This window comes from Pseudoalteromonas sp. TB51 (assembly GCF_000498055.1).
In the GTDB taxonomy this organism is placed as follows: domain Bacteria; phylum Pseudomonadota; class Gammaproteobacteria; order Enterobacterales; family Alteromonadaceae; genus Pseudoalteromonas; species Pseudoalteromonas atlantica.
Genome location: NZ_AUTO01000329.1, coordinates 1 through 13242, shown reverse-complemented (window position 1 = coordinate 13242; position 13242 = coordinate 1). Strand labels below are relative to the sequence as shown.

Annotated in this window: 12 protein-coding genes; 10 read left to right on the top strand and 2 right to left on the bottom strand. The window is 42.4% G+C overall.

Features of this window, described 5'->3' with window-relative positions:
• From ispD to rpoS, 8 genes are all read left to right on the top strand, one after another.
• On the top strand, nucleotides 1-661 hold a 661-nt coding region (ispD, locus tag L650_RS0120740), incomplete at its 5' end, for a 2-C-methyl-D-erythritol 4-phosphate cytidylyltransferase (RefSeq protein ID WP_029774264.1).
• Nucleotides 658-1155, top strand: a complete 498-nt coding sequence (ispF, locus tag L650_RS0120735; protein ID WP_029774263.1) for a 2-C-methyl-D-erythritol 2,4-cyclodiphosphate synthase — start codon at nucleotides 658-660, stop codon at nucleotides 1153-1155. The genes ispD and ispF, both read left to right, overlap by 4 nt.
• Entirely contained in the window at nucleotides 1152-2201 is a 1050-nt protein-coding gene (gene truD / locus L650_RS0120730) for a tRNA pseudouridine(13) synthase TruD (RefSeq protein ID WP_029774262.1), read from the top strand. The genes ispF and truD overlap by 4 nt, the downstream gene beginning before the upstream one ends.
• Nucleotides 2182-2946 carry a 5'/3'-nucleotidase SurE gene (gene surE, locus L650_RS0120725; RefSeq protein ID WP_004586186.1) on the top strand — a complete coding sequence of 255 codons (765 nt, stop codon included), beginning with the start codon at nucleotides 2182-2184 and terminating at the stop codon, nucleotides 2944-2946. Before truD ends, surE begins: the two co-directional genes overlap by 20 nt.
• Nucleotides 2936-3574, top strand: a complete 639-nt coding sequence (locus L650_RS0120720; protein ID WP_004586187.1) for a protein-L-isoaspartate(D-aspartate) O-methyltransferase — start codon at nucleotides 2936-2938, stop codon at nucleotides 3572-3574. Before surE ends, L650_RS0120720 begins: the two co-directional genes overlap by 11 nt.
• Nucleotides 3575-3583: 9 nt before the next feature.
• Entirely contained in the window at nucleotides 3584-4162 is a 579-nt protein-coding gene (locus tag L650_RS0120715; protein ID WP_004586188.1) for a YqaA family protein, read from the top strand.
• A 41-nt stretch (nucleotides 4163-4203) separates the two neighbouring features.
• On the top strand, nucleotides 4204-5028 hold the full coding sequence (locus tag L650_RS0120710) for a peptidoglycan DD-metalloendopeptidase family protein (RefSeq protein WP_029774261.1): 825 nt from the start codon (nucleotides 4204-4206) through the stop codon (nucleotides 5026-5028).
• 35 nt (nucleotides 5029-5063) lie between these two features.
• Nucleotides 5064-6038 (top strand): RNA polymerase sigma factor RpoS, encoded by a 975-nt coding sequence (gene rpoS / locus L650_RS0120705; protein ID WP_024033114.1) that lies wholly within the window; start codon nucleotides 5064-5066, stop codon nucleotides 6036-6038.
• A 131-nt stretch (nucleotides 6039-6169) separates the two neighbouring features.
• On the opposite strand, the gene mutS is transcribed toward rpoS, so the two are convergent.
• Nucleotides 6170-8755: a DNA mismatch repair protein MutS gene (mutS, locus tag L650_RS0120700; protein ID WP_029774260.1), complete on the bottom strand. Its 2586-nt coding sequence runs from the start codon at nucleotides 8753-8755 to the stop codon at nucleotides 6170-6172.
• 21 nt (nucleotides 8756-8776) lie between these two features.
• Here mutS and L650_RS0120695 point away from each other — a divergent pair, with 21 nt between their 5' ends.
• Together L650_RS0120695 and recA are read left to right on the top strand one after the other, a co-directional pair.
• Complete coding sequence (locus L650_RS0120695) at nucleotides 8777-9268, top strand: CinA family protein (protein WP_004586192.1); 492 nt, start codon at nucleotides 8777-8779, stop codon at nucleotides 9266-9268.
• Nucleotides 9269-9333: 65 nt separating this feature from the next.
• Entirely contained in the window at nucleotides 9334-10377 is a 1044-nt protein-coding gene (gene recA, locus L650_RS0120690; RefSeq protein WP_004586193.1) for a recombinase RecA, read from the top strand.
• Between the two features lie 333 nt (nucleotides 10378-10710).
• Here recA and L650_RS0120685 read toward each other — a convergent pair whose 3' ends face one another.
• On the bottom strand, nucleotides 10711-12837 hold the full coding sequence (locus L650_RS0120685) for a TonB-dependent siderophore receptor (protein ID WP_029774259.1): 2127 nt from the start codon (nucleotides 12835-12837) through the stop codon (nucleotides 10711-10713).
• Between the last annotated feature and the right edge of the window lie 405 nt (nucleotides 12838-13242).

Here is a 13242-nt window from a genome sequence, read left to right as displayed (position 1 = left end):
AGGCAGCAGAATGCAGCACAGTGCACCTAAGCAGTATATTAAATTGGCAGGAAAAACTATTTTAGAGCATACGCTCTGTAAGCTTTCGCAATTACAAAGCTTAAGCCAAATAGTTGTAGCCGTTAGTCAAACTGACCCTTATTTTGACTCGCTTGCGCACATAGACTCNNNCTCGCGAATTTTACGCGCGAACGGCGGGCAAGAGCGAGCAGACTCAGTGCTTAATAGCTTATTATTTTTAGAAAATAACCCTCCTGAATGGGTGCTGGTGCACGACGCAGCCCGCCCCTTAGTCACTATTAACGATATTGAAACCTTAATAGCGCATTGTATAGCCGACGACGAAGGCGGTATTTTAGCAAGCAAAGTAAAAGACACCATAAAGCGTGGTAACACGCATAGCGAGCAAACCGTGCCTCGTGATGATTTATGGCAAGCGCTTACACCGCAGTTTTTTAAATATGACGAGCTTAAAAATGCGTTGCAACGTGCGCTTTGTGAGGGCGTGACTATTACCGATGAAGCCAGTGCCATTGAGTGGGCAAATAAACCCGTTAAGCTAATTACAGGGCGCAGCGACAATATTAAAATAACCACGCCGGAGGATTTAGACCTAGCGGGGTTTTTATTAAACAAACAACAAAACGAGCAAGCATTATGATTCGAATTGGCCATGGTTTTGACGTACACAAATTTGGTGGCGAAGGCCCAATAACAATTTGCGGCGAAAAAATAGATTACCCGCAGGGCTTTTTAGCACACTCAGATGGCGATGTTGCTATTCATGCATTATGCGATGCTATTTTAGGCGCGTTGGCAATGGGCGATATTGGTAAGCATTTTCCGGACACGGCGAGCGAGTATGAAAATATAGATAGCCGTATTTTACTTCGCCATGTTGTAAGCCTTGCCAAAGAGCAAGGTTATGTACTGGGCAATGGCGATGTCACTATTGTGGCGCAGGCTCCTAAAATTTTGCCACACATCCACGCTATGCGCACTAATTTAGCCAGCGATTTAAATTGCGAGCTTTCACAAATCAATGTTAAAGCGACCACCACCGAAAAGCTCGGCTTTGAAGGGCGTAAAGAAGGTATTTCTAGCCATGCGGTGGTTATTATGAGCAAAGCGCCTGAGAGTACAGCAAGCGCATGAGCGATTTAAATTACCTATACGGTGTACCGCTTTCAAAAGCAGACTTTAAAACCGTTGCTGAAGATTTTATGGTTGATGAAGACCTCGGCATAGAATTTACCGGCAGTGGTGAGCATGTATGCTTACAGGTCGTTAAAAAAGGTGAAAACACGCAATACGTGGCTAAGTTAATTGCACAAAAGGCAGGAGTGTCACCGCGCGAAGTAAGCTATGCCGGTATGAAAGACCGCCACGGCGTGTGTAGCCAATGGTTTAGCGTAAAAGTACCCATTAAAAAGCACATTGATTTTAGTGAACTCAATAGCGACAGCATTTTTGTGGTTTCGCAACAGCGTCACGAACGTAAATTACGCACCGGTTGCCACAAAGGAAACCGATTCACTATTACGCTTCGTAATGTAACCCAGCCGCTTGATATTTTATGCCGCATTAATGCTGTACGTGCCGGTGTGCCTAACTACTTTGGCGAGCAGCGCTTTGGCCGCGATGGGCATAATTTAGTTATGGCCGAAAAAATGTTCGCCGGCGAGCGCATTCGCGATAAAAAACTACGCGGTATTATTATCTCCGCTGCCCGTTCACATGTATTTAATCAAATAGTGAGCTTACGTGTTAAAGAGCATGGGTTAGCTAAAACCATGCACCGTGAAGTATTTATGCTAAGCGGTAGTAACGCATTTTTTGAAGATGCAATAAGCGATGAAAACATAGCACGTTTAGCCTCTGGCGATATTATGATGTCGGCTCCTATGGTGGGTAAAAGCGAAAAGGGCTTAACTGATCAAGAAAAAATATGGCTAAAACCATACCAAGCATGGTGTGAGGGCTTAGGCGAATTAGGCCTTAAAAATGAGCGCCGTATGCTGCGCCTCATTCCGCAAGATTTAACCATAGAAACACTAGACGAAACGACTTTAAAATTAAGCTTTGGATTGCCTAAAGGGTGTTTTGCTACCGCACTTTTACGTGAGCTGGTGGATTACACCGATGCAAGCCCTAATGAGCGAAAAGAAAAGGATAGTCAAAATGAAGATACTGCTAAGTAACGACGACGGTGTAAACGCTAAAGGGATTGCTGTTTTATACCAGGCTCTTACGCAAATTGCCGATGTAACCCTTGTAGCCCCTGATCGTAACTGTAGTGGTGCCAGTAACTCGTTAACGTTAATAAACCCGCTGCGCTCTACCACGCTTGAAAACGGCTTTATATCGGTTAATGGCACACCTACTGATTGTGTTCATTTAGGGGTTAATCAGTTAGTTGATGAAACGCCTGATTTAGTCGTAGCAGGTATTAACCACGGCGCTAATTTGGGCGATGATACATTGTATTCAGGCACTGTGGCAGCGGCGACCGAAGGGCGCCATTTAGGCTTGCCTGCTATTGCCGTGTCGCTTTGCTCGCACCATGGTGAGCACTTTGAAACCGCAGCAGCTGTGACCGTTAATATAATTAAAGGGCTGGCATCGCACCCCCTGCCTAAAGATCAAATTATCAACGTAAATGTACCTGATATCCCTCTAAGTGAGCTAAAAGGGGTGCAAGTTACGCGTTTAGGTGCCCGACATAAAGCCGAAACCATGACCAAACAAACGGACCCATGGGGGCGTGATATTTTTTGGTATGGCTCGCTTGGTATTGAAAGCGATGCCGGTGAGGGTACTGATTTTTACGCTGTTAATAATGGCTATGCTTCAGTTACACCGTTAAGTGTTGATATGACAGCAAAAGAAAGTATTGAAGCGGTTGGGCAGTGGTTAGCTGAAATGGAGATAAACCGTGCTGGCTAATTACTCGCGCAGTGCTATTGCGCTTTCTAAGCTATTAGAGCAAGAAGGGGTAGAAGACAAACAGGTATTAAAAGCCATTGCTGATATACCACGTCATGCCTTTATTGATGATGTACTAAAACATAAGGCGTACGAAAACACGGCGTTGCCGATAGGGCAAGGGCAAACTATTTCGCAGCCTTATATTGTGGCGCGTATGACCGAGCTGCTTCATTTGGCTGGCGTACGCGACAAAGTGTTAGAAATTGGCACAGGCTCTGGTTATCAAACCGCAGTGTTAGCCAAGTGTTTTAATAAGGTGTATTCGGTCGAGCGTATAAAAGCACTGCAATGGCAGGCTAAACGCCGTTTACATCAACTTGATTTATACAATGTAACCATGAAACACGCAGATGGCTGGCAAGGCTGGCAATCGCAGGCCCCGTTTAATGGTATTATAGTTACCGCGGCCGCATCAAAAGTACCTCAAGACTTACTTGCACAACTAGCTGATGGCGGTGTACTCCTTGCTCCCATTGGTGAGCAAGAACAAAAATTAACCATGGTTATTCGCCAAGGCGATAGCTTCACAGAGCATGTTATTGCACCAGTTCGGTTTGTCCCTCTCGTCCCTGGTGATATTGAATAGGAATTCACGTTGAAATTGTTTACTAAGTTATACGATATGGCCCTAGTGTGGGCAAAACACCGCTTTGCTGAGCGCTATTTAGCAGCCATGAGCTTTGCTGAGTCTGTTTTTTTTCCGGTACCACCGGATGTAATGCTTGCTCCTATGTCGCTTGCTCAGCCAAGTAAAGCGTGGCGCTTTGCAAGCTTTGCAACAGTTGCTTCAGTACTTGGGGGGATTGTAGGTTACTTTTTAGGTTACTGGTTATTTGAGCCTGTTGTACAGCCCTTTATTGAGCAGATGCACTGGCAAGAAAAGTTTGAAACAGCGCTTACATGGTTTAAAGAGTATGGGGTGTGGGTGGTATTTTTAGCGGGCTTTTCACCTATCCCTTATAAGGTATTTACTATTGGTGCAGGGGTATTACAAATGGCATTTTTACCATTTTTAATAGCGTCTGCCGTTGGCCGCGGTGCGCGTTTCTTTTTAGTTTCTGCTTTAATGAAGTGGGGCGGCGTTAAAATGGAGCAAAAATTACGTCAATATGTTGAAGTACTTGGTTGGGGTTTAGTTATATTAATAGCGGTTGCTTACTTTTTATTACGCTAACAAGCAAAAGTAGTACTTTTTAAATTTCGGAGCAAAGCACCTTGAATAGTCAGTACGTATTATATGTAATTGTATTTATTGTTGTTTTGCTTTCGGGGTGTTCATCTCGCCATATTCCTGCTCCTGTTAGCAGCCTCAATACTAATGTTAATGATTTTCAAAAAGGTATTAACATTAATGGCAATAAATACACAGTACAAAAGGGTGATACTTTATATTCCATTGCCTTTAGTGCAGGCAAAGATTTTAGAACACTTGCAAAAAACAACTCAATTCCATCACCTTATGTTATTTATCCTGGGCAAGTTATTTCGCTTGTAGCCACCAGTAGTCATGCGATTGCTAGCAATTCACCCGTTAAACAAAAAATAGCATCCACTAAAATAAAACAAAAAACTAACAAAAAATTAAAGAAAAATCTTGATCAGCCGAAACAACGAGAGTATGTTCGAAAACAAGCCAATAAAATAGTTAGTAATGCTAAACCTTCGTCGAGCAGTAAAGTAAAGTGGTTTTGGCCTGCAAAGGGCAAAGTGACTAAACGCTTTTCTAATAAGGAAAACGGTTACAAGGGTTTACAGATTACTAACCGTACAGGGGCTTCAGTTTTAGCCGCAGCACAAGGAACGGTGGTGTATGCGGGTAATGCGCTTCGAGGGTACGGTAATTTAATCATTTTGAAACATAATGATGATTACCTAAGTGCTTATGCACATAACTCGAAACTACTTGTTAGAGAAAAGCAGAAAGTTAAGGCAGGACAAAAAATAGCAGAAATGGGCAAGTCAGAATCTTCGGTCACTGCGCTTCGTTTTGAAATTCGCTACCGTGGGCAAGCTGTCAATCCTGCTAAATACCTTCCCTAATTTTTAGGTATTGATAATTGCTCGGGAGAAGGCTTATGGCTAACGCAGCAAAACTTGACAAAAACACCACCGACGAAAAATTTGATGACACCGCAGTAGAAGAAACTGCAGCATTACTTGAAGAGGTTGATAACGAAGAAGAGATATTTGCAAAAGAGGAAGTAACTAAAAACCTTGATGCAACCCAACTTTATTTAGGAGAAATTGGTTTTTCTCCCCTACTTAGCGCTGAAGAAGAAGTCTTTTTTGCCCGCAAATCGCTACGTGGATGTGAAGCATCTCGCAAGCGTATGATTGAAAGTAACCTACGTTTAGTTGTAAAAATTGCCCGCCGTTATAACAACCGAGGATTAGCACTTCTAGATTTAATTGAAGAAGGTAACCTAGGTTTAATTCGCGCTGTTGAAAAGTTTGACCCAGAGCGCGGTTTTAGATTTTCGACTTATGCAACGTGGTGGATACGTCAAACAATTGAACGCGCCATTATGAATCAAACGCGCACAATTCGCCTGCCAATACATGTAGTTAAAGAATTAAATGTTTACTTGCGTACAGCACGCGAGCTGACACAAAAGCTAGACCATGAGCCAACTGCTGAAGAAATTGCTGAAAGCTTAGGTAGACCCGTAGAAGACGTAACTAAAATGCTACGCTTAAACGAAAAAATTGCCTCAGTTGATATGCCAATTGGCGGTGAGAACGACAGCGCACTGTTAGACATTATTGCCGATGAAAAAAGCGCAGGCCCTGAGGGCGAAGTTCAAAACAATGATATTAACAAACATATTGTTGATTGGTTAGGTGAGTTAAACCCTAAACAACGTGAAGTATTAGCGCGTCGCTTTGGTTTACTTGGCTATGAGCCATCAACACTTGAAGATGTTGGCCGCGAAATTGGTTTAACACGAGAGCGCGTAAGACAAATTCAGGTAGAAGCATTACGTCGTTTAAAAGATATTTTACAACAAGAAGGGTTAAGCACAGAAAGTTTGTTTGACCAGTTCTCGTAACTCCCTTTTATATGTCTATGTGTTTAAAAGCTGAAGGATAAAACCTTCAGCTTTTTTTATGTCTTACGATCCCCAAGAAATACTATTCACTGTGTTATCAGCTTCTTAACCACCGCTCAAGTTATCTATATTTAAAGCAGAGCCTTTAATTTATAAAGAAGTTCGTGTGCTTGACGCGGCGATAGGTTATCAGGGTCAATGGCACTGAGTTGCTCCTCAACCTCTGAAGGCTCAGGCGCAGGTAACTCATTAGCAAATGAAAACGCCTGCTGCTCAGCATTAGGCGCTGTTACACTTTGGTGGTTTTCGAGCAGTTTAAGCTTTTGTTTTGCTTGGGCTATCACGGCTTTAGGCACGCCGGCAAGCGCTGCGACCTGTAAGCCAAAGCTTTTACTTGCTGCACCATCAAGCACAGTATGCATAAATGCAATGGTGTCGTTGTGCTCTATGGCATCTAGGTGTACATTCACCAGCCCGGTTTTTTGCTCGGCAAGTTCCGTTAATTCAAAGTAGTGCGTAGCAAATAATGTTTTAGCAGATATTTTTTGTGCCAGATGATCAGCCGTTGCATAAGCAAGTGACAAGCCATCGTAGGTACTGGTACCTCTGCCTATTTCATCCATTAATACCAAAGATTGCGCAGTTGCATTATTTAAAATTGTGGCAGTTTCGGTCATTTCTACCATAAAAGTAGAGCGACCAGAGGCTAAATCGTCGCTTGCACCAATGCGTGTAAATATACGGTCAATATTACCAATTTTTGCACTATCAGCAGGGACATAACAGCCAATATGCGCCATCAATACGATAAGTGCTGTTTGGCGCATATAGGTTGATTTACCACCCATGTTTGGACCGGTGATAATCAACATTTTACGCTGGCTATTTAGCTCCACAGGGTTGGCAATAAAAGGTTCTTTCATTACTTGCTCTACCACGGGGTGGCGACCTTGTTTAATACTTATATTGTCATCATCGCATAGCTGTGGTTTAGCATAGTTAAGCGTTTGTGCTCGCTCTGCTAAGTTATTCAATACATCTAAATCAGCTAATGCGCCAGCCATCATTTGAAGCTGTTCAATATGCGGGGCTATAAACTCAAATAGCTCTTCATATAATTGTTTTTCAAGCGCAAGAGCTTTTGATTGGCTGCCAAGTACTTTGTCTTCGTGCTCTTTTAGTTCAGGTATTATGTAGCGTTCATTATTTTTAAGCGTTTGGCGGCGAATATAATCAGCAGGTACTAAGTGTGAGTTTGCACGACTTACCTCGATAAAAAAGCCATGCACCTTGTTATAGCCAATTTTTAATGTGCTGATCCCGGTGCGCTCGCGCTCTCTAAGTTCTAGTTGCTCAAGTATATCGGTAGCGCCTTTACTCAAGTTTCGCCATTCATCGAGTTCGCTGTTGTAGCCTGGTGCAATAACACCCCCATCGCGAATTAGTACCGGTGGGTTATCAATAACAGCACGCTCAAGTAAAGCTTGTAGTTCAGGCAGCTCTGGAGAATGGCGAACAATGCTAGCGATACGCTCATCATTAGCATCGTTTAATAAAGCATGCAGTGGTGCGAGTGCTTGTAGGGCACTGCGCAGTCGGGTTAAATCGCGCGGGCGTGCGGTGCATAAAGCAAGCCGTGCTATTACGCGTTCTATGTCACCAATTTCTTTTAATGAATCGTGTAACTCGCCATATAATTGCACATCTAAAATAGCGCTAATGGCATTTAAACGTGAGTTAAGCTCATTTTTATTACGCACAGGTGTATGAATGCGGCGTTTAAGTAAACGCGACCCCATGGCCGTGGCGGTTTTATCAAGTACCTGCGCTAAGGTGTTTTCAAAGCCGCCCGATAAATTAACGGTTAGTTCTAAATTTTTGCGCGTTGCCGCATCTAATATAACTGCGTGCTCGTTATGCTCAAGCGTAATAGCGCGAATGTGAGGGAGCGCAATACGTTGTGTATCTTTTACGTATTGCATTAAACAACCCGCAGCGACCAAAGCAGCATGCGCTTTATCTACACCAAAACCAACTAAATCTTTGGTGCCAAACTGCTCGCACAGTAAGTGTTGCGCGGTGTCTAGGTCAAACTCCCACTCAGGGCGTCGGCGTGCCCCTTTTATATGCTCAATTAAGTGTGTGTTTTCAAAGCTTTCACAGTATAAAAGCTCAGCGGGTGCTAAGCGCTGTAGGGTTGAAGTAAATGCTTCGTCGGTGTTAACTTCAACTACGTTGAAACGCCCTGAATTTATATCAAGGTAGGCAATACCGTATAGCCCTTTTTTATTTTGCCATACGCTAGTGAGTAAGTTATCTTGGCGTTCTTGCAATAGCGCTTCATCTGAAATAGTACCCGGAGTAACGATACGTACGACTTTGCGCTCTACTGGCCCTTTACTGGTTGCAGGATCGCCAACTTGCTCACATATAGCAATCGATTCGCCCATTTGCACTAAACGAGCTAAATAGTTTTCTACTGCATGATAAGGGACACCCGCCATAGGGATAGGATCGCCGCCGGCTTTACCGCGATGCGTTTGCGAAATATCGAGTAGTTGGGCCGCGCGTTTAGCGTCGTCAAAAAAGAGTTCATAAAAATCCCCCATACGATAAAACAATAAAATATCGCGATGCTCTGATTTTATTTTTAGATACTGCTGCATCATAGGGGTTTGTTGTTTTATAGTGTGCGGTGCATAAAGATCAAACGACATGTATTTACCCAAAGGCTGAATATGGAATTACATCAAGAGATTAAAACACTTGCTGCGCAATTGGGCGTTATTTTAACGGATAAACGCTTATGGATCACTACCGCTGAATCATGTACTGGTGGCGGAGTGAGTTATGCGCTTACAGATACGCCAGGTAGCTCAGGTTATTTGGGCCGCGCATTTGTTACTTATAGTAATGAAGCTAAGCATGAACTGCTTAATGTGGCCAATACTACGCTAGAGCAATTTGGTGCGGTGAGTGAGCAAACAGTAAAAGAGATGGCTTTTGGTGCCGCAAGCGTTGCCAAAGCTGATGTTGCCGTGGCAATTTCGGGCATTGCTGGGCCAGGTGGCGCTACGTCCGATAAACCAGTTGGCTTTGTGTGGTTTTGCATACAAATTGCCAATGAACAATTTACGTTTAAGCAAATATTTAACGGCGATAGAGCGCAAGTTAGAATGCAAGCTATTGAATTTGCATTGAAAAGTACGATCGAGAAGATAAAATTATAAATTTCACTTGATACTGTGATTTCATACAGTATACTTGTTCGCATTAGCCGGATTTGGAGAACAGAATGAACGATAATAAACAAAAAGCGCTGGACGCTGCACTATCACAAATTGAGCGTCAATTTGGTAAAGGATCAATTATGAAACTGGGCGATAACAAAGCCCTAAATATTGATGCTGTATCTACAGGCTCACTTGGGATTGATATTGCTTTAGGCATAGGCGGTTTGCCTATGGGGCGTATTGTTGAAGTGTATGGCCCTGAGTCTTCAGGTAAAACAACGCTTACTTTGCAAGTTATCGCGCAGGCTCAAAAAGAAGGCAAAACATGTGCCTTTGTTGATGCTGAGCATGCTCTTGATCCGGTATACGCACAAAAGTTAGGTGTTAACATTGATGAGCTGTTAGTTTCTCAGCCAGATACCGGTGAGCAAGCACTAGAAATTTGTGACATGTTAGTACGTTCAAGTGCTGTAGATGTTGTTATTGTCGATTCTGTTGCAGCGCTTACACCAAAAGCTGAAATTGAAGGCGACATGGGCGACTCGCACATGGGCTTACAAGCACGTTTAATGTCGCAAGCACTACGTAAGCTTACAGGTAATATTAAACGTTCTAACACGCTATGTATTTTCATTAACCAAATTCGTATGAAAATTGGTGTAATGTTTGGTAACCCTGAAACAACAACCGGTGGTAATGCACTTAAGTTTTACGCGTCAGTTCGTATTGATATTCGTCGAATTGGTTCTGTAAAGGAAGGCGATGAGGTAGTCGGTAACGAAACCCGCGTTAAAGTAGTTAAAAACAAAGTTGCACCACCGTTTAAACAAGCTGAGTTCATCATTATGTATGGTGAAGGTATTTCTAAACAAGGTGAGTTAATTGATTTAGGTGTTAAGCACAAAATTGTTGAAAAAGCAGGTGCTTGGTACAGCTACAATGGCAATAAAGTAGGCCAAGGTAAATCAAACTCTATTAAGTTTTTGAAAGAAAACGTAGAAATTGCAGATGAAATTGAAGGTAAGTTACGTGATATGTTGCTATTAAAAGCAACGGTTGAGCCAGAAGATGGCGAAGACGTATTAGGCGCTGAGTCTGACCTTTAAGTGTAAACGTTCTCTAAGCTTGATTTGACCCGAGCTTTAAAAGGCGCTAACCAGCAGTGGTTAGCGCCTTTTTGTGTTTAAAGCACGCTAAAACTATAACCTACAGGCTTTAATAGATGCAGTTTAAATAGCGCTTAGTCATATTTATAGTGAGACTGGCTAACAAGTACGCTTTTTAATTGAGGCGCGTAATAAAAGATGGTATTGCAATTACTTTGCATAAGGTAGGTAGCGCAAGGAGGGGGATAAGCGCTTTAACTTAAAGGGGCTTAAAACAAAAACGGCACTAAAAAGTGCCGTTTAAATTTAAAAGCCGTACTTTAAAAGAGCGACTTATAGCTGCCAGTTTACCGATAGCGCGTAGTTACGCGGCGCACCGTAATAACCTTGAGCCCAGTATAGGCTGTGTAGGTATTTTTCATCTGTGGTGTTATTAACGTTAAAAGTAACCCCAACGTTTTCTGTAATTTTGTAGTTAGCCATTAAATCAAGAATACCGTAAGCATCTTGGTTCGTGGTTACAAGTGCAGCGCCGGTTGCATCTTCAACTTGTACGCGGCTAACAGAGTCTTGCCAACGATAATTTGCACCAAAAGTTAAGCCTTCAACAAATGGTACTTGGTAAGTTGCAGCAAGTTTTAGCTGATTCTCTGGCGTGTAATCTTCAACTAAATCATCACCATCAATACTTAAATTACTAAAGCTGATGCTTGCACTTAAATCGTCGGTTACTTTACCACTTAGCTCAATTTCAAAACCGTCGCTGGTGATACCATCAGCACCATAATAACGAGTATCGCTTGGTAATGAATCAGGTAATGCAACAGCTAGGTTTTCTTGTTTTGCATCAAAGTAAGCAAAGGTTACAAATACTTGATCGTCTAAAAGCTGTGCTTTTAAACCAATTTCGCTACTTTTACCTGTAATTGGCGTCAATTGCTCAGCATTAATATCAAGCTCTTTTTGTGGCACAAAGGTCTCTGTGTAACTTGCGTAGGCTGAAAGCGATTCATTAAAGTCATAAACAGCCCCCACATACGGGATAACTTCGCTGTCGTTACGTGTTTGTTCTACACCATAAGCAGTGCCGGATGTTTCCCAATCAGTGTAACGTACACCTGCTAATACGCTTAGCGGAGCGCTTAATTTAATGCGAGTAGACATATAAGCTGATTGCTGTTTGTTTTCTATGTCACTGCCATTTAAGCCATCAGCAAGGGTTGCTTCAGGTACTACGCCATCCCACGTATCAAGCGAAGGCATGGCTGGGAAGCCGTTGCCCGTGGTGTAATCGTAAAGCGACTGCTCGTTGTAATCCATTTTTGCTTGGCTAACACCAAATGACAGGTCGTGTTCTTGGCCAAATAAATCAAATTTACCGCTGGCGTATAAATCAAATAAATCGTGCTTATCTTCGTAGTCGTAACGGCTTGCGTAACCGGTTAAACCAAGGCCAGTTTCGCTATCTGGTGTGCCATATACGTAAAATAGTTCTGAGTCTTGCTCGTTTTCTATGTGTGCGTAACGCGCTGTTGCAACCCACGTAGCCGATAGGTTTTGCTCAAGTGTTACATATACTTGCTCAGCGCTGTTATCCCAGTAAGACCAATCAGATGCCGTACTTGTAGAGGCGTCGTAGTTTGTTGCTGTGCCATCGGTGTAATAAAGAGGGAGTGCGCCCCAAAGTGGGCTATCGGCATCTTTTTGTTGGTTAACATAGTTGATGCTTAATGTCGTGTCATCGGTTAGCTTGCCTTCGTAAGCAAGATAAGCAATTGTTTTATCTGTTTCGTAACGATCTAGGTATGACTCCGCTTTTTGCTTGGTAAATACGGCGCGCACAGCGTGGTCGTCGTTAATTGGCGTTGAAACATCTACTTCTAAACGCTTGTTGTTCCATGAACCATACGATGCAGATGCATGCGCTTGAGTAATGTAAGTTGGTTTTTTTAATACCATATTTACGGTTGCAGATGGGTTACCTGCGCCAGTCATAAGGCCGTTTGCACCACGTACAATTTCTACACGGTCGTAAATAGACGTATCTAAAGTGCCCTGAATAGAGCCTGAGCTTTGTGGGATGCCTAAACCATCAACCTGAAAGTTTGTTATTTCAAAGCCACGGGCTTTAAAATAAGTACGGTCAGTTTCTATTTGTTCTACAGTTACACCGGGGGTGCTCTCTAGCACTGAGTTAATATCATCTAGTGAAAAATCATCCATTAAAGCGCGAGAAACAACAGAAATACTTTGTGGGGTTTCTTTGATTGTTAGGCCTAATTTTGTAGCAGATTGCGCATCTTCTGTGATGTAGTTTTTATGATGCTGGCCATACACTGCTATTTTTTCTAATGAGTCATCTGTATTTGTTGTAGTTTCTTGTGCAAATGCATGACCAGATAAAACAAGTGAAGTAATAAGGCTTAGCTTAGATAAACGCAAAATTTGTTGGGACGACATGTGTTTTTCCAATAGGTTCAAAAAAAGAAGTGCATAACATAATCTAAATGAGAGTGATTTTCAATAACATACTTGTTGTTTGTGCAAAATAATTAATAGTTATCCGAAATTGTGGGAATTTAGTGGATTTTAGCAACTAAATAGCCACTTAGTTTAGCGCTAAGGTAATACTCCTTAATCGCAAAGAGGGTGCTATTTCTGTACAAACTTTTATCTGAGCTCTTCCAAATGCTGCTATTTAAGCTTGTTTAATCGCTAACCGTGTTTAATTTACTGAAAATCTCAGACAAAAAGGCACCCTTAAATACCATTACTATCACAGTACCATTAAACCTTTTAAACAAAGTTCAAATTGTATAGCTAAAAAAAGCGGCCTAAGCCGCTTTATCACGGCTAGCGCATTTT

Excerpts from the sequence above, each read along its gene's own strand:
- ispF (WP_029774263.1), top strand. The coding sequence starts at position 658 with ATGATTCGAATTGGCCATGGTTTTGACGTACACAAATTTGGTGGCGAA.
- truD (WP_029774262.1), top strand. The coding sequence starts at position 1,152 with ATGAGCGATTTAAATTACCTATACGGTGTACCGCTTTCAAAAGCAGAC.
- surE (WP_004586186.1), top strand. The coding sequence starts at position 2,182 with ATGAAGATACTGCTAAGTAACGACGACGGTGTAAACGCTAAAGGGATT.
- rpoS (WP_024033114.1), top strand. The coding sequence starts at position 5,064 with ATGGCTAACGCAGCAAAACTTGACAAAAACACCACCGACGAAAAATTT.
- mutS (WP_029774260.1), bottom strand. The coding sequence starts at position 8,755 with ATGTCGTTTGATCTTTATGCACCGCACACTATAAAACAACAAACCCCT.
- L650_RS0120695 (WP_004586192.1), top strand. The coding sequence starts at position 8,777 with ATGGAATTACATCAAGAGATTAAAACACTTGCTGCGCAATTGGGCGTT.
- recA (WP_004586193.1), top strand. The coding sequence starts at position 9,334 with ATGAACGATAATAAACAAAAAGCGCTGGACGCTGCACTATCACAAATT.
- L650_RS0120685 (WP_029774259.1), bottom strand. The coding sequence starts at position 12,837 with ATGTCGTCCCAACAAATTTTGCGTTTATCTAAGCTAAGCCTTATTACT.